Origin of the sequence: Clostridium sp. UBA5988, assembly GCF_002435615.1 — a bacterium.
Lineage (GTDB): Bacteria > Bacillota > Clostridia > Clostridiales > Clostridiaceae > Clostridium_J > Clostridium_J sulfidigenes.
The window spans coordinates 113,818-132,013 of the sequence record NZ_DJBA01000075.1; the positions used below are offsets into that span (position 1 = coordinate 113,818).

At 31.4% G+C, this 18,196-nt stretch carries 13 protein-coding genes; 8 read left to right on the forward strand and 5 right to left on the reverse strand.

Going from position 1 to position 18,196, the window contains the following annotated elements; translation table 11 throughout:
• Positions 1 to 45: 45 nt before the first annotated feature.
• Complete coding sequence (locus B3J31_RS16090; protein WP_346868017.1) at positions 46 to 861, reverse strand: hypothetical protein; 816 nt, start codon at positions 859 to 861, stop codon at positions 46 to 48.
• A 187-nt stretch (positions 862 to 1,048) separates the two neighbouring features.
• On the opposite strand from B3J31_RS16090, the gene B3J31_RS16095 reads away from it, so the two are divergent.
• Both B3J31_RS16095 and B3J31_RS16100 read left to right on the forward strand, forming a co-directional pair.
• On the forward strand, positions 1,049 to 1,486 hold the full coding sequence (locus B3J31_RS16095) for a LysO family transporter (RefSeq protein WP_150842401.1): 438 nt from the start codon (positions 1,049 to 1,051) through the stop codon (positions 1,484 to 1,486).
• 1 nt (position 1,487) lies between these two features.
• A complete protein-coding gene (locus tag B3J31_RS16100) occupies positions 1,488 to 2,087 on the forward strand; it encodes a LysO family transporter (protein WP_150842402.1) in 600 nt (199 codons plus the stop codon).
• A 146-nt stretch (positions 2,088 to 2,233) separates the two neighbouring features.
• Here B3J31_RS16100 and B3J31_RS16105 read toward each other — a convergent pair whose 3' ends face one another.
• Genes B3J31_RS16105 through nuoE form a run of 3 tightly spaced genes read right to left on the reverse strand, consistent with a single transcriptional unit; the run spans position 2,234 to position 6,380 of the window.
• Positions 2,234 to 3,967, reverse strand: coding sequence for an NADH-dependent [FeFe] hydrogenase, group A6 (locus B3J31_RS16105; protein ID WP_346868016.1), 1,734 nt, complete (start codon positions 3,965 to 3,967; stop codon positions 2,234 to 2,236).
• Positions 3,968 to 3,989: 22 nt separating this feature from the next.
• Positions 3,990 to 5,885 (reverse strand): NADH-quinone oxidoreductase subunit NuoF, encoded by a 1,896-nt coding sequence (locus tag B3J31_RS16110; protein WP_346868015.1) that lies wholly within the window; start codon positions 5,883 to 5,885, stop codon positions 3,990 to 3,992.
• Positions 5,886 to 5,903: 18 nt separating this feature from the next.
• Positions 5,904 to 6,380: an NADH-quinone oxidoreductase subunit NuoE gene (gene nuoE / locus B3J31_RS16115; RefSeq protein ID WP_414632077.1), complete on the reverse strand. Its 477-nt coding sequence runs from the start codon at positions 6,378 to 6,380 to the stop codon at positions 5,904 to 5,906.
• A 413-nt stretch (positions 6,381 to 6,793) separates the two neighbouring features.
• On the opposite strand from nuoE, the gene B3J31_RS16120 reads away from it, so the two are divergent.
• The 4 genes from B3J31_RS16120 to xdhC all read left to right on the forward strand — a co-directional run bounded on the left by B3J31_RS16120 (position 6,794) and on the right by xdhC (position 11,955).
• Positions 6,794 to 8,110, forward strand: coding sequence for an amidohydrolase family protein (locus B3J31_RS16120; protein WP_346868014.1), 1,317 nt, complete (start codon positions 6,794 to 6,796; stop codon positions 8,108 to 8,110).
• 103 nt (positions 8,111 to 8,213) lie between these two features.
• Positions 8,214 to 10,505, forward strand: a complete 2,292-nt coding sequence (gene xdhA, locus B3J31_RS16125; protein WP_150843384.1) for a xanthine dehydrogenase molybdenum-binding subunit XdhA — start codon at positions 8,214 to 8,216, stop codon at positions 10,503 to 10,505.
• A gap of 104 nt (positions 10,506 to 10,609) precedes the next feature.
• Positions 10,610 to 11,467, forward strand: coding sequence for a xanthine dehydrogenase subunit XdhB (gene xdhB, locus B3J31_RS16130; protein ID WP_346868013.1), 858 nt, complete (start codon positions 10,610 to 10,612; stop codon positions 11,465 to 11,467).
• 14 nt (positions 11,468 to 11,481) lie between these two features.
• Complete coding sequence (xdhC, locus tag B3J31_RS16135; protein WP_346868012.1) at positions 11,482 to 11,955, forward strand: xanthine dehydrogenase subunit XdhC; 474 nt, start codon at positions 11,482 to 11,484, stop codon at positions 11,953 to 11,955.
• 122 nt (positions 11,956 to 12,077) lie between these two features.
• Here the strand turns inward: xdhC and B3J31_RS16140 are convergent, their stop codons facing one another.
• Positions 12,078 to 13,451 (reverse strand): nucleobase:cation symporter-2 family protein, encoded by a 1,374-nt coding sequence (locus tag B3J31_RS16140; protein WP_346874241.1) that lies wholly within the window; start codon positions 13,449 to 13,451, stop codon positions 12,078 to 12,080.
• A 401-nt stretch (positions 13,452 to 13,852) separates the two neighbouring features.
• On the opposite strand from B3J31_RS16140, the gene ygeW reads away from it, so the two are divergent.
• Positions 13,853 to 15,049, forward strand: a complete 1,197-nt coding sequence (gene ygeW / locus B3J31_RS16145) for a knotted carbamoyltransferase YgeW (RefSeq protein ID WP_346868010.1) — start codon at positions 13,853 to 13,855, stop codon at positions 15,047 to 15,049.
• Between the two features lie 85 nt (positions 15,050 to 15,134).
• On the forward strand, positions 15,135 to 18,167 hold the full coding sequence (gene ygfK / locus B3J31_RS16150; protein WP_346868009.1) for a putative selenate reductase subunit YgfK: 3,033 nt from the start codon (positions 15,135 to 15,137) through the stop codon (positions 18,165 to 18,167).
• The last annotated feature ends 29 nt before the right edge of the window (positions 18,168 to 18,196 follow it).

Consider the following 18,196-nt stretch of genomic DNA (forward strand, 5'->3'; position numbering starts at 1 on the left):
TTAATATTAGTACAATCTGTAAATATTACTAAAACAATATATTTATCACATATAAATTATAAAAGGAACAATTTCTAACACTCTCTTATTAGAAGGAAATTCATTATTATAGTTTAAATGAGAAGCAAAGTCTTTATAGTTGCTATGAGATGTAATAAAACCCCATAATAATTTAGATACTAAAGGGTTACTATCAATAATATTATGATTTGACTGGGGATAGCCATAACTTGCTATTTCACCAACGATTGTACAAGGTCTACCAATATAACACTCTATGTCCATAGATGCATGTTTACTGCAAACAGAAGTAATAATTAAAGTATCAGAATCAAAAGGAAGGGAGGTAGGATATTTTAATACTTTATCTTCTGCTAAAGATTTTATATTTCTTTTTATCCAACTAATCATAGAGGTATTATCTATATCTGAAGTTATTTGTTGAAACTCAAGTAATTCTAATGTATTTCTTAAAAGTTCTAAAGTACTATCTGATTTTTCTATAGTACACTGGAACTCTACAATATCTCCAGGAGAAATTGTATTCAGGTCACCATTTGTTTTTAAAGATTTGATTGCATTATTTCGATTTAATAAAGTTTCTAGATTTATAAATAAATTAATAGATGAATTCTCTATTTCATCTATTGATTTTCTTTGAGTACTTTTAGATAAAGTCACTGTAGCTGAACCTTGAATAATTTTTCCACAAGTTAGTTCGGACAATGGTAGAGTAGCTTGAATTGTAGTTTCTTCTCTTTTTCCACTTATTTCAATGTTTTCATATCGATTTATAGCTATTTTATACATATCTCTAATAGTATCACCGTTAATATAGTAGGGCATAAAGATGTTCTTCATATTATAACTCCTTATTTATCAATTTTTAATATATCCTATATATATTCAAGATTAAATATATTTATCATTATTATTACAAATAATTTCATGGATAAAGGTATAAAGTTAAATATAATAAAAATAATCTAAATATAATGTAACTGTTTCCAAATCTATGATATAATAACGTGGTAGAGGAGGGGGACATATGGAAATTTTAATTGCATTAATACTCGGTGCCATTGTAGGGTACTTTCTAAAATTAGGTGAAAAGGGGAAAAATATAAATGGTAAATTACAACAACTTGGTGTAATATTCTTATTATTTTCTATGGGAGCTTCTATAGGAGCCGATAAGGGCATAATAAAAAATCTTCCGACCATAGGGTTAAAGTCTTTTTTATTTGCAGTAGCTACAATAGGTGTAAGTATAGTACTTGTGTATATTTTATCAGAAAAGTTTATGCCTAAAGAAAATCAATTACCCAAGGAAGAATCAATCTTAAATGTGGAAACCATAGAAAATGAAAAAGTGCTTACTGAAATCCATAGTGAAATTTTAGATGCAGAGATTTTAGATGATGGAAATGTTGTATTTGAAGAGTGTAGTGAGCTTTTAAATGAGGCATGCGGGGAGGACAAGTAATATGACGTACATAATAATAGTATCTATATTAGTTGGAATGGGTTGTGGTTATTTTGTATTTCCACCAGAAATAATGAGTAGTATTGATAATCTTGCATCCATTTCATTATTTGTTTTAATCTTTTTAGTTGGTATAGATGTAGGTGGCAACAAGACCATATTTAAAGATCTAAAAAAGGCAGGATTTAAGGTGTTGTTAGTACCATTTGGAGGAATTGTAGGTAGTTTACTAGGAGGACTTTTAGTAGGATTCCTATTTAATATGGCTATTAATGAGAGCTTAGCTATAGGTTCAGGATTTGGATGGTATAGCTTATCAGGAGTAATGCTTAAAGAGATGGGTGGAGATACTTTAGGGGCTATAGCATTTTTAACAAATGTGTTCCGTGAGATGATAACAGTTATTTTAATTCCAATATTAGCTAAAAGACTAAATGGATACACAGCCATAGCACCTGCAGGAGCTACATCTATGGATACAACATTACCACTTATAGCTAAAGCAACAAATCCAGAGATAGCTATAATTTCATTTATAAATGGAGTTATATTAAGTTCTTTAGTTCCGGTGCTTGTAACATTTTTTTATAATTTAGGATAATTTTACTTTATGTGTTTTTAATTTTTACAATTGTAAATAGAAAAAGTATATAAAAATGATGGTATAAATAACTTATTTATACCATCATTTTTATGTTTATATTTATATTAGTTAGGGACTAATAACTAATAACTAAATTAAGGTGTTTATCTATTTATATAGTGAGTATGAAGTAAATGGTGAGATTTTTCTCCATTAGGTTTTCCAAGGAATTCATCATAAAGCTTTATTATCTCAGGATTTTCATGAGATTTTCTTATAACCTTATTAGCATCCTCACTATAAAGAGCATTCATTCTTTTTTCTATTAATGAATATTGCTCATTAGAATATGGTTGACCACCACCGTTTATACATCCTCCTGGACATGCCATAACTTCAATGAAGTGATATTTTTTAGATGTATCTTCTATATTATCTAACAAATTCTTTGCATTTGCAAGTCCATTTACAATAGCTATATTAATTTTGTTACCATCGATAACTAATGAAGCTTCCTTGATTCCTTCAAGACCTCTAACAGATTTAAAATCAAGTTCTTCTAAAGTGCTATTTGTAATCCATTCATAAGCAGTACGTAAAGCAGCCTCCATAACACCACCACTAGTTCCGAAAATAACTCCAGCACCAGTAGATTCACCCATAATAGTATCAAAATCAGAGGAAGGTAGAGAAGCAAATTCTAATCCAGAGCGTTTAATCATCTTAGCTAATTCTCTTGTGGTTATAACTACATCGATATCTGGATTATTATTTTCATTGACAAATTCTTCTCTGTTAGCTTCGAATTTTTTAGCAACACATGGCATTACAGATACAACATAAAGTTTTTCCGATGGTATACCTAGTTTTTCAGCAAGATATGTTTTTGCAATAGCTCCCCACATTTGTTGAGGAGATTTGCATGTTGATGGAAGATTTAATTGGTTTCCATAATGTTTTTCTATGAAATTAATCCATCCAGGACAACAACTAGTAATCATAGGAAGATTTTCACCACTCTTATATCTTCCTAGAAATTCTGTAGCTTCTTCCATAATAGTTAAATCTGCAGCAAAATCAGTATCATAAACCTTATTAAAACCAAGTTCTCTTAGTGCTTCAACCATCTTGCCAGTAACAGCACCTTCGTTAATACCAAATTCTTCTCCAAGTGCTGCACGAACAGCCGGAGCAGTTTGAACTACCACATATTTATCTTTATCACCTATAGCGTTTAATACATCTATAGTATTATCTTTTTCCATTAAGGCCCCAGTAGGACATACATTTATACATTGGCCACATAAAGTACAAGTACTATTATTTAGCTCTTCAAAGAATGCAGTGCTTATAGTGGTATTAAAACCTCTATTTATTGGTCCAATTGCACCAACTTTTTGAACTTGGCTACAAACAGCTTCGCATCTTCTACATAAAATACATTTAGAAGTATCTCTTACTATAGATGGATTTTTAAGTTCTTTTACAGCTACAGATTTTGAACCAGTGTATTTTAAATTAGTTACTCCATAAGTACTAGCAAGCTCTTGGAGTTCACAATTTAAATTTTTTTGACAAGTTAAGCAATCCATAGAATGGTCTGATAATAAAAGTTCAATTATAGTTTTTCTTGCCGCTATTACTCTTGGAGTACTAGTATTAACAACCATACCTGGAGAAACAGCTGTACAACAAGATGGTGCTAAATTTTTTCTTCCTTCCACTTCAACTACACAAACTCTACAAGAACCAGGCTTATTAGTTGTCTTTTTATCATGAAGATTTAGGTAGCAAAGGGTAGGAATTTTTATATTAAGCTTACGTGCAGCATCAAGAATTGTGGTTCCTTGCTCCACTGATATTTCTTTATTATTTATTTTAAGTGTAACTAAACTCAATACTTTCACCTCTTTTAAATTATTAAACTAGATCTATTGCATCAACTGGGCAGCTAGATTTGCATGCACCACATTTAATACATTTGCTATGGTCAATTACATGCTTAGTTTTAACTTTCCCCTCGATACATCCAACTGGACATTGTCTTGCACATTTAGTACAGCCAATACATCTATCAGTAATAACAAATTTCATAAGGTCCTTACAAACTCCTGCTGGACAAATCTTATCTACAACGTGACTTCTATATTCATCATAGAAATATTTCATTGTACTAAGAATAGGGTTAGGAGAAGTTTGTCCTAAAGCACAAAGTGAAGTATCTTTTATAGTGTTACTAAGCTCTTGAAGCTTATCTAGATCACTTAAATCACCTTCGCCCTTTGATATTCTTTCAAGAATTTCAAGTAATCGAGTGTTACCAATCCTACAAGGGGTACATTTACCACAAGATTCCTCTTTTGTAAATTCTAAATAGAATTTAGCTATATCAACCATACAGTTATCTTCATCCATTACTATCATTCCACCAGATCCCATCATAGAACCAATAGCACTTAAAGAATCAAAGTCAATAGGAGTATCTAAAAATTCTTTAGGAATACATCCACCAGAAGGTCCTCCTGTTTGAACAGCTTTGAATTCTTTATCAAACTTAATTCCGCCACCTACTTCATAAAGAATTTCTCTTAAAGTTGTTCCCATAGGTACTTCTACAAGGCCAACGTTATTAATTTTACCTGCAAGAGCAAAAACTTTAGTACCAGCAGAAGATTTAGTGCCGATTGAACTAAACCAGTCTGAACCATTATTTATAATAGCTGGAATATTTGCCAAGGTTTCAACGTTATTAACGCAAGTTGGTTTATTCCAAAGTCCAGATTCAGCAGGGAATGGTGGTTTATTTGTTGGTTCTCCACGGTTACCTTCTATTGAGTGAATAAGAGCAGTTTCTTCACCACATACAAATGCACCAGCTCCGTATTTAATTTCAATATCAAAATCAAAACCTGAATTTAGTATATTTTCACCAAGGAGTCCATATTCTCTAGCTTGATTTATAGCAATCCTAAGTCTTTGAATTGCTAGTGGATACTCAGCTCTAATATATATATTACCTTTAGTAGCACCTATGGCATAACCAGCTATAGCCATAGCTTCAAGGACACTATTTGGATCTCCTTCTAAAATCGAACGATCCATGAATGCACCTGGATCACCTTCATCGGCATTACAAATAATATATTTTTGATCAGCATCATAGCCTTTTGCAAATTGCCATTTCTTACCAGTGGGAAAACCACCGCCGCCTCTTCCTCTTAGTCCAGATTTCAATATAACATTTATTACGTCATCAGGAGTGTATTCTGTTAGGCATTTTCCAAGAGCTAGATATCCTTTTTCAGCAATATATTCATCAATATTTTCAGGGTTTATTAATCCACAATTTCTTAGAGCTATTCTAACTTGCTTCTTATAGAAAGTCATTTCATCTTGAGTCTTAACCTTTTCTTTTATAGTTGGCTCTTCGTAAAGTAATCTTTGTACAACATTTCCATTAACAATATGTTCATTTATGATTTCTTCAGCATCCTCAGGAGTTACGTGAACATAAAACACATCATCTGGAGTAACTTTTACTATAGGACCTTTTTCACAGAAACCAAAACAACCAGTTATGGAAACGTATACTTCATCTTCCAAACCTAACTTACTAATTTCTTTTTCAAGGTTATCTTTAATTAAATCACTTTGTGCAGATTTACACCCAGTTCCTCCGCAAATAAGTATTTCTTTTTTATAGTTATTTTTTTCACAAACAAAGCCATCGATACCAGTTGCTTTTCTAATATCAAGGGATGATTTGTATTCCTGATAAATTTTCTTTAATTCTTCAAAGGAATTTATTTTATTCAACTTTGTTACCTCCTAATTCTACTCATATTCGGCTAATATACTTTTTACTTGGGTTGGAGTACAGTGACCGTAAACCTTATCATTTATGGTTAAGACTGGAGCTAGACCACAAGCACCAACACATCTTAAAGAGCCAAGTGTAAATTTCATGTCTTCTGTAGTTTGTCCAGATTTAATACCTAGTTCTTTTTCAAATTCTTTAAGAACATCTCCAGCACCTCGAACAAAACATGCAGTACCCATGCATACATTTATTACATTCTTACCACGAGGTTCTGTAGTGAAAAATGAGTAAAATGTTACAACACCATAAACTTTAGATATAGGTAAATTTAGTTTATTAGCGACGAAAGTTTGAACTTCCTTAGGCAGATATCCAAAGATATGCTGAGCTTTATGCAAAACCTCTATTAAAGCTCCATCTTTGGTAGGTAAGGAATTAATAAAGTCTTCTAATTCCTTAAACATTTGATTTTTTTCTAAGTTACAACACACTTAAAAAATACCCCCTTACTAAATAAGTTTAACATTGAAAATATACAAAATATTTTCAATAATTCATCAAATCACTAACAGTATAATACTTTTTTAAAGTTTTGTATAGTGGGATTTTAAAAATAATGTAATCTATTACAATAAATATTTATCCTATTACTACCAGTTCTAATACTCCATATTCTTCAAGGCGGTAGCAAAGAGCTGCTACGTCCCTAGATAACGAGTTCTCAGCTTCCGTGGTATGGAATACTTCTTCTGAATCTTAGAGCTATGTTTATCAAGACCTATATTAGAGAATTTATTTTAATAGTTCATACCAATAATTTCTATTAGTACAATAATATTTTGTGGTAAATGAAAGAATATAATGGTAAAATATTAATATATAGTAAATATATGGAGTTGATATTGTGAATTGTTATGATTTAGCCATAGTCAATGGAAATATATATGTGGAAGGGGAATTTATTAGAGGAAATTTGTACATTGATAATGGGATTATTAAAAACCTGTCAAAGGATATTTTCTTATCAAAAGATATTTATGATGCAAAAGGAAATTATGTATTACCGGGATTTATAGATCCTCATGTACATTTTCAGCTTAGAGTGGGTAATGAGGTTTCTACTGACGATTTTTACAATGGTTCTATAGTAGCTGCATATGGTGGAATTACAACATTTATAGATTTTTTAGATCCTGTAAAAAATATTGAAGAGTTAGAAAAAGCTTTTGTAGACAGAAAAAGAAAAGCAAAGGTTTCTCTTATAGATTATGGATTTCATAGTACTATTGCAAATTTTCTGGATAATGAAGAACTATTTATTGAAGAGATTAAAAAGAGGGGAATTTGTAGCATAAAAATTTTTACTACTTATAGTTCTAGTAATAGAAAAACCGGCTTAAGAACTATCGGTAATTTACTGAAGATTTCAAAAAAAATGAAAGTTATAATTTTATCTCATAGTGAAAATGAAGAGTTAATCAGAGAGGGAAAGTTTCCAGTAAGATCCCATGAAGAAAATAGACCCACATTATGTGAGACTACAGAAGTTTTAACTTTAGCTGAAATGACTAAGAATATGGATGGGTATATGTATATTGTACACCTTAGTTCAGGAGAATCTTTAAGACGAATTATGGATTTATATAAAAGTTTAATAAATAAAAATTTATTTATAGAAAGCTGCCCTCAATATTTTTATTTATCTAAAGATAATTATTTATTAAAGGATGGTTTTCTATATACATTAACACCACCTCTTAGGTCTTTTGAAGAAATTGATGAATTAAGAAAAAATATAGATCATGTTAGTGTGATAGGTACTGATCATTGTCCATTTAAATCTAATGAAAAAGCAAGAGAAACTTTAGATTTAATTCCTATGGGAATAGGGGGAATAGAATATTCTTTTAATTTATTGTATACAATGTTTGGTGATAAAATAATTGATAAATTTACAAAGAATCCAGCAAAGATTCATGGTTTATATCCTAAAAAGGGAACGTTACTCCCAGGATCAGATGCTGATGTTGTAATATTTGACCCTTTAGATAGGCATAAAATAAATTGCTCACATTCCAATTGTGACTACAATTTATATGAAGGACTAGATGTAAAAGGTAAAGTGATTACGACTATTTCAAGGGGAAGATTTATTATAAAGGATGGGAAATTGGTAGGTAATGAAAAAGGAAATTACGTAGGTAGGGAGTTAAAGTTATAGAAAACACTAAAAAGTTTGTATAGTTATATATTTTTGTGACTAATTAATCAGTAAGAATAAAGGGAGGTGCTTTAGTAGGAGTATAATCTTGCTAAAGAGGATTATGAATTATAAGGTAATAGGTAGTAGTGTATCTAGATTAGATGGTGTGGCAAAGGTCACAGGGAAGGCTAAGTATGCTGATGACTATTTTGAAAGGGAAATGCTAATAGGAAAGGTGCTTAGAAGTCCTTATGCCCATGCAAAAATAAGAAGTATTGATGTTTCTAAAGCAAAAAATTTAGAAGGTGTTGAAGCGGTAATTACTTATGAAGATTTACCAAAAATAAAATTTGCAACGGCTGGACACCCTTGGACCTTTGATAAAGCACATAGAGATGTAGAAGATAGATTAATCATAACTGATAAAGTTCGCTTTTGTGGAGAACCAGTGGCTGCAGTTGTAGCTATAGATGAAATAATAGCTCTAAAAGCTATAAAACTTATAGATGTAGAATATGAAGTGTTACCATTTGTAATGGATCAGGAAGAAGCTATAAAAGAAGGTGCCCCTATAATACATGAAGAAAGAAAAGATAATATTATAAGCTCCTTTGGTAATGGAGTAGGAAACATAGAAAAGGAGTTAAGGGAAGCAGATAAAGTATTTACAGGTAAATTTAATACTAGTACTGTACAACATTGTCATCTGGAAAATCATAGTGCGTATGCTTATATGGAGTCAGATGGAAGAATTGTAATAGTAACTTCCACTCAGATACCACATATTGTAAGAAGGATAGTAGGACATGCACTAGGGTTGCCATGGGGAAAAATAAGGGTTATAAAGCCATATATAGGTGGTGGATTTGGAAATAAGCAAGATGTCGTTATAGAGCCATTAACTGCAGCAATGACACTTGCGGTTAATGGAAGACCAGTTAGATATGCATTAACTAGAGAAGAATGTTTCATAGACACAAGAGTTCGTCATGCTATGCGATTTACATTTAAAACTGGAGTTACTAAGGAGGGTAAGTTACTAGCAATAGATATAAAGAACTTGGTAAATAATGGAGCATATGCATCCCATGGACATTCAGTGACCATGAGCTGTGGGAGTAAATTTAGACCATTATATGATTTTAATGCTATAAAATATGAGCCTAAAACTATATATACTAATATGCCGGTAGCAGGAGCTATGAGAGGATATGGGGTTCCACAAATTTCATTTGCTCTAGAAAGTCATTTAGATGATATTGCTAGAGAACTAAATATAGATCCTGTGGAGTTCAGATTGAAAAATTTGGTGAAGCAAAATCATGTAGACCCATCCTCTAAAAATGTGGTGCGTTCAATGGGGCTATCACAGTGTCTTGAAAAGGGAATGGAATTAATAAATTGGAATGAAAAGAAAAAGCTATATAAAAATCAAACAGGTAGTTTAAGACGTGGAGTAGGAATGGCTTGTTTTAGTTATTTTGCAGGCACCTATCCTGTAGCTTTAGAAGCAGCAGGTGCAAGAATTGTGATGAATCAAGATGGTTCGGTACAGTTGCAAATTGGGGCTACAGAAATTGGTCAAGGTAGTGATACTATATTTGCACAAATGACTTCAGAAGTTTTAGGAATTCCAATTGATATGATTCATGTAATTTCAAATCAAGATACTGATGTTACTCCATTTGATACAGGTGCTTATGCATCAAGACAGACTTTTGTTACAGGTGCTGCAGTTAAAAAAGCTGCTATGGAGGTAAAAAGTAAAGTTCTTCAGTTTGCTAGCAGAAAAAATGGTCTCAATCCAGAGGTAATGGATATAGTTGATTGTAATATAGTTGAAAAAACAACGGGTATAGTTGTCTGTTCTCTTGAGCAAATAGCATTAGAATCATTTTATGATAGGATTTACAGTTCCCCTATAACTAGTGACACTTCTGTTAATATAAGGACTAATGTAGTTGCTTATGGAGCAACCTTTGCAGAGGTTGAAGTAGACATAAAAACTGGTCAAATAACTGTAGTAGAAATATATAATATTCATGATTCTGGAACTATAATTAATCCAATGCTAGCAGAAGGGCAAGTTCACGGTGGTGTAAGTATGGCACTTGGATATGCTCTATCAGAGCAAATGATATTTGATGAGAAGACTGGAAGAACTCTTAATAACAATTTTTTAGACTATAAATTACAAACTATTTTAGACACGCCTAATATTGGTTCAGCATTTGTAGAAATTCCAGATGATGCAGGAAGCTTTGGGCAAAAATCTTTAGGAGAAAATACAACACTTTCTCCAGCTCCGGCAATAAGAAATGCAGTTTTAGATGCAACTGGTGTTGCTTTTAATAGAATACCAATGAATCCGCAAAGAGTATTTGAAAAGTTTAAGGAAGAGGGCTTAATATAGGATTTATCTTAAATTTAATAGTGCAGATTGTATAGTTAATAGACTATATAAATATAGAAGGAGGTGAATTTTAGTAGAGTATTAAATCTCTATTAAAGATAAAAATGTTTGATATTAAGAATATACTAGAACCTAGCAGTATAGAAGAGGCAATAAAAATCCTTCATGAAAATAATAATTTTAAAATAATATCTGGTGGAACTGATGTTTTAATTAAATTACATCATGGTGATATGGAAGAAATAGAACTTTTAAGTCTAAAAAAATTAAAAGAATTAGACTTCATAAAGGTTCTAGAAAATGACACCATAGAAATTGGCTCTACTACTTGCTTTACCAATATATATAGAAATAAAATTATAAAAGATTTTATTCCTGCTTTAGGGCAAGGGGCTATATCTATGGGAGGACCACAGATAAGGAATATGGCCACTATTGGAGGGAATGTATGTAATGGAGCTGTTTCAGCAGATAGTGCACCAAGTTTATTTGCTTTTAATGCTAAATTAAGACTTAGAAGTTTTCAGGGAGAGAGAATAGTTCCAATAGAGGAATTCTACGAAGGTCCTGGAAAGGTTAATATAAGAAAAGATGAAATTCTAATAAGCATTTTAATTGAGAAAAAAGACTATGAGGGAGTAAGGGGAACATATATTAAGTATAGTAATCGAAAGGCAATGGATATTTCTATGCTAAGTGTATGCGTTGTAGCTAGTGTTAAGGAAAATAAATTTAAAGATTTAAGAATAGCGTTAGGGGTAGCTGGGCCTACTCCTATAAGATGTAGGGATGCAGAGAAGTATGCCATCGGTTTAGAAAATTCAGAAGAAAATATTAATAATATTGCACAATATGCAGTAAAATCGGCAAGTGCGAGAGACTCATGGAGAGCATCAAAAGCTTATAGGGAGCATTTAATAAAAGAATTAACAGTACGAGGTATTTATGAAGTAACTAAATAAGGTGGGATTTTAATATGATTGATAAGAATTATAGAAAAATATCAGTAAACGTAAATGGAAAAGTTTACAATTTAGAAGTAGATGTACGAGAATCTTTGTTAGATGTATTGAGAAATAGACTTCAATATACAGGTGTAAAGCAAGGATGTTCAGTTGGAGAATGTGGAGCTTGTACAGTACTAGTGGATGGAATACCTATAGATTCATGCATTTATATGGCTGTTTGGGCTGATAAAAAAGAAATTTTAACCATAGAGGGTGTATCAGAAAATGGAAACTTATCAAAGGTGCAAAAGGCATTTATAGAAGAGGGTGCAATTCAGTGTGGATTCTGTACTCCAGGGTTAGTACTTACAACTACAGCACTGGTAAATAGCGGTAAAGATTATACTGATGAAGAAATAAAAACAGAAATATCTGGACATTTATGTAGATGTACAGGATATCAAAAAATATTTAATGCTACAAAAAAATCCCTTAAGAAATAAATTGAATAGAAAAAATCCTAGTTAATATTTAGGCTAGGATTTTTTTGTGGAAAAATAAGAGATATAAAGAGTATTGATCAACTTTTTATATCTCTTATATAGATTTGGGGAATACAAAGTAGTTATTTGTTTAAAGACATACCAGATTTAGCTTTAATAACAGGTTTTTGAGACTTATCACTAGGTAAGATTAAATTTAATATTACAGCAAATATAGTTGCAGTTGTTACACCAGAACCAAAGATTATTTGTAAGGATTCTGGCAACATGCTAAGAGCTTCAGGTCTAACAATGACACCTACACCTAAAGCAAAAGATATCCCAATTACAAAAATGTTCCTTCTAGTCATATCAACTTTGCCTAGAATTTTAATACCAGAACAAGCAATAGAACCGAACATGACTATACCAGCAGCTCCAAGAACTGGACTCGGCATAATTGATATTAAAGAAGCAAATTTTGGTATCAAACCCATTATAGATAATATTATTCCAGCTATAATTATAACAAACCTACTAGCAACTCCTGTAACATTTATAAGGCCAGTACATTGGCTAAAGGATGTATTTGCAGTAGAGTTAAAAAATCCAGCTAGAATTGATCCAAGACCATCACAAAGTACACCTCCAGAAAGTTGTTTGTTAGAAACTTCAATTTCACATGCCTCTCCAATAGCTAGAGTATCACCTACAGTTTCTACAGTAGTTGCTAGATAAACAGCTAAAAAACTAATAATAGCTGGTATAGAAAATTTAATTCCGAATTTAAGAGGTCTAGGAATAGAAATCCAGGATGCAGCAGATATTGGAGTAGTGTCTAATAAGTTGAGAGGAATAGCTAATAAATATCCACATAATATACCTATAAATATTGAGCAAGAACTTATAAAAGTATTTTTAGATTGATTGGTAATTATAATAATAATTAAGACAATAGCACCAAGCAATAAAAATTTAGGATCTCCATAGTTTGGGTTTCCAGAGCCGCCAGCTAACCAATCAATTCCAACAGGAATGATAGTGATACCTATCATAGTTACAACAGTACCAGTAACAAGTGGTGGAAAAATTTTTTTAACATGGTTAATAAAAAAGCTTAGAATTACTTCTAGTAAGGCACCTACCATTGTAGCTGTACATATGGTAGCAATACCTAAAGTCATATTGCCGTTATAAGTGCTACCGATGGCAATAGCCGGACTTACAAAAGCAAAGGAGGTACCCATGATAAATGGAAGCTTGCTTCCTATAGGTCCAATACCTTTAGCTTGAATAAGTGTTGTAAGACCAGAAGCAAATAGGGCACATGAGACTAGAAATGATGTGTCAGATATTTTTAATCCCAGTGCACCAGCTACTACTAGTGGAACTGCTACTATACCACTGAAACATGCAAAAATTGCTTGAAATGCAAGAATTAAAGTTTGTTTCATAGGTGGTTTGTCATCTAGTTTAATTCTAACAAGCGATTTCTTTGGAGCATTAGTTGTTTGCAATTTAATTCCCCCTCTAAATTTATAATTATATCTTATGCATAATGCATGAAGTGCTATAAATATTTTACTAACTAGTTAATATAAAAAATAAATAAAAAATATATACTTAACTATAGTTTATGAATAATCATAATGGATTTATGAATAAATATTAAGAGAATAAAAAAATCTAAGCTTGAAATAAATAAATCTAAGTTATTTAGATTATACCAATGAAAAAAGTTCAATAAATCTACAAAACCAATAAAAATTTAGAATTATACGATTCTGTATTTACAATAAATGGTATAAGAGTTATAATTTAATTAACTAGTCAGTAAGTGAGTTTGTGGTGAACTACAAAAAAATAAGCATAGAAATTTATTCTGGAATAGAAGATAAAAAATCAAGGGGTGGATTTTGTGGAAAATATTAAAAATCTTATGGAGAGACTTAAAAAACTAGATTTCAGGGAGATGTACAATAATGATTTTTTCTTAACATGGGAAAAAAGTAATGAAGAATTAGAATCAGTATTTGTTGTTGCTGATATTCTTCGTTCAATGAGAGAAAATAATATATCCACGAGAATTTTTGATAGTGGATTAGGTATTTCGGTATTTAGAGATAATTCTACTAGAACTAGATTTAGTTTTGCTAGTGCATGCAACTTATTAGGACTAGAGGTACAAGATCTCGATGAAGGAAAATCTCAAATTGCTCATGGTGAAACTGTCCGTGAAACTGCAAATATGATTTCTTTTATGGCAGACATAATTGGAATTAGAGATGATATGTTTATAGGAAAGGGTAATGCTTATATGAAAGAAGTTTCTAATGCTGTTCAGGAAGGTTACGCTGATGGAGTATTAGAACAACGTCCGACTCTGATTAATTTACAATGTGATATAGACCATCCAACTCAATGTATGGCGGACTTATTACACTTGATTCACTATTTTGGTGGAGTGGAAAATTTAAAAGGTAAAAAATTAGCTATGACTTGGGCTTATTCACCTTCTTATGGAAAACCACTTTCGGTTCCACAAGGAGTTATTGGACTTATGACAAGAATGGGAATGGAAGTTGTATTAGCACACCCAGAAGGATATGATGTACTTCCTGAAGTAGAGGAAGTTGCTAAGGCAAATGTAGAGAAAAATGGTGGAAGCTTTACAAAGACTAATTCTATGAAAGAAGCCTTTGAAAATGCAGATATAGTTTATCCAAAGAGCTGGGCACCATTTGAAGCTATGGAAAAACGTACAGAACTATATTCAAAGGGGGATATAGCAGGTATTGATGAACTTGAAAAAGAATTGTTGAAAGAAAATGCTAGATATAAGGATTGGGAATGCAATGAAAAAATGATGGAGTTTACTAAGGATGGTAAAGCATTATATCTTCATTGTTTACCAGCGGATATAACAGGTGTAAGTTGTGAAATTGGAGAAGTGGAAAAATCTGTATTTAATCGTTATCGTGAATTACTATACCGTGAAGCTGGATTTAAGCCATATATAATTGCTGCCATGATGTTCTTAAGTAAAGTTAAGGATCCTATATCTGTTTTTGAGAAATTGCTAGAAGAAGATAAGCCGAGATTTATAGAAAAATAAAGAGTAAATAGATTAATTAAATTATGTATTTACTTAAGGGTATATAATATTTTTAAGTAATTTATGAATTATAGGGGGAGTAAATATGAGTGACAAAATACGCCCAATAAGTTTTGAAAAACTCATTAACTGGATTTTTACTGAACTAAAAACTAAAGAAAGTATTTTTGGAATTCATAAAGATAAGTTTTACTATGGAATCCCTAATAACACCATTCCTTTTTTAGGAGAGAAGTTAGGCCTACCAATTGGTCCAGCAGCAGGTCCTAGTTCACAATTAGCTCAAAATATTATAGCAGCATATCTTACTGGTAGTAGATTTATTGAGTTAAAGACAGTACAGATTATTGATGGAGAAAATCTTCCAGTGTTAAAGCCATGTATTAATGCTGAGGATGAATGCTATAACGTAGAGTGGTCTACAGAACTAACTGTAGAAGAAGCTTATGAGGAATATGTGAAAGCTTGGATTATATTGCATGTTTTAATGAAGGAACTTAACTTAAGCGTAGAAAGAGACTTTGTTTTTAACATGAGTGTAGGATATGATTTTGAGGGAATAAAATCAGATAAAATAGATTCCTACATAGAAAATTTGAAAAATTCACAAAATACAAAAATATGGAAGGAATCTATTCAAGTGTTGGAGAATAATATAGAAAAATTTTATAGATTTTCAATTGAAGATTTATATAAAATTTCATCAAGGGTGTGTAATTCAATTACGCTATCAACTCTACATGGATGTCCTCCACAAGAAATAGAAAGAATTGCTACTTATTTATTAAAAGAAAAACATCTTCATACCTTTGTAAAGATGAATCCTACATTGCTTGGTGAAGCGTTTGTAAGAAAAACTCTTAATAAAATGGGTTATGAATATATAAAACTAAATTCACATCATTTTAAAAATGATCTGCAATACGATGATGGAATAAAAATGATAAAAAAATTAAAAGATGTAGCTGAAATGGAAAATATGGAGATAGGAGTAAAACTTACCAATACTCTACCGGTAAGGATATTAAATGAAGAACTACCAGGAGAAGAGATGTACATGTCAGGTAGGTCCTTATATCCTTTATCTATTAATTTAGCAAGTAACCTTTCAGAGGAATTTGAAGGAAAATTATATATTTCATATTCTGGTGGAGCTGAATTCTTTAATGCAGATAAGATATTTGAAACAGGAATATGTCCAATAACTTTTGCTACTACAATATTAAAACCAGGTGGTTATGAAAGAATTAACCAGATAGCTAAAAAGGTAGAACCCCTTATTTCTAATAGAAAGTCAACAATTGATATGCAATTACTAAAAATACTAGCAAAGGAATCAATTGATGATAAGCATCACCTTAAGAAAGCAAGGGTAGTTAAAAGTAGAAAACTATATAAGGACTTACCTATATATGATTGTGCAATTGCACCTTGTAGTGAAGGCTGTCCCATTGAACAACAGATTCCAAAGTATATAGAACTTGTGGGAGAAGGAAAATACGATGAAGCTTTTGAAGTAATAGTTAGAGATAATGCAGCTCCAGCTATAACAGGGACCTTATGTAATCATAACTGTCAAAATAAATGTACTAGACTAGATTATGATAGTTCCTTAGAAATTAGAAGAATGAAAAAAATAGCCGTGGAAAATGCTGAAGACATATATACAAAGAATGTAAAGCCAAGACCAATAAAAAGTCATAAAAAGGTAGCTATCATAGGAGCTGGAGTCGCAGGTTTATCTACAGCGATGTATCTTAGAAGAAATGGTATTAGTGTAGAAGTGTTTGAAAAAAGAAATAAACCATATGGGATTATAAATTATGTAATTCCAAGTTTCAGGATAGATAGTTTAGCTTTAGAACAGGATTTTAAAATGGTAAAAAGCCATGGAGTCAAGATAAATTTTGATGTAGCTGAACAGGCTGATTTAAATGTTCTAAAGAAAAATTTTGATTATGTTGTCCTAGCAACTGGAGCTTGGAAGCCAGCATGTATTTCACTTAAAAAAGGTAATGATAGAGTCTTAAATGCTATTGAATTCTTAGAAGATTTTAAAGAAAACAGTGAGGATATAAAACTAGGAACCCATGTATGTGTTATTGGTGGAGGGGACGTAGCCATGGATGTATCTCGTGCTGCCAAAAGAGTTAATGGAGTTGAAAAGGTAACTATTATATATAGGAGAACTAAAGATTTAATGCCTGCTAGGAGAGAAGAAATTAAATTAGCTATTGAAGAAGGCATTGAATTTAAAGCGTTATTATCCCCTGTAGATTTAGAAGATAATATTCTTGTATGTGAAAGAATGATTTTAGGAGAACAAGATAAATCAGGTAGAAAAAGTCCAATTCCCCTAGGAAAATATGAAAATATCAATGCGACTACAGTTATAGCAGCTGTTGGAGAAAAAATAGATTCAGAATTATTTGAAAGTCTTGGTATAGATTTAAATTCTAAAGGACTTCCTAAAGTAAACAGTAAATGTGAAACTAATATATCTAACGTATATGTAGCTGGAGATGCTAAAAGTGGTCCAGGTACTATAGTAGAAGCATTGTCCCATGGAAAAATTATAACTAAGGACATTTTAAAAAAAGAAAATATTCCTTGTGATTTCCTTAGGGCTGAGGAAAATACTTGTGGATATGAACTTAAGAAATCTTATGAAAGAAAGGGTGTACTACTTGAAACAATACCTTCTAAGGAAGAGGCTATCAGATGTCTTAAATGCAATAGTATTTGTGAAATATGCGTAGATGTTTGTCCTAATAGAGCAAATGTGTTTATAGCTATTAAAGAAGGTCCTATAGTAGGTCATCAAATTATACATTTAGATGGTATGTGTAATGAATGCGGAAATTGTGGAGTGTTTTGTCCATATAAAGGCAATCCTTACAAAGATAAAACTACTATATTTTGGAGTGAGGAAGATTTTGAAAACAGTAGCAATTCAGGTTTCTGTGTAATAGATTCTATTAAAGGTATTTTTAAAGTTAGGGATGAAAAAGGTGAAATTTATAATTGGTGTATTGAAGAAAATAACTCAGAATCAATCTCCAAGGAAATGAAATCTATTATAGAAACTTGTGTAAACAGGTATAAATATATAATCTAGAAGTATTTAATTAAGGTTAAATTATTTAA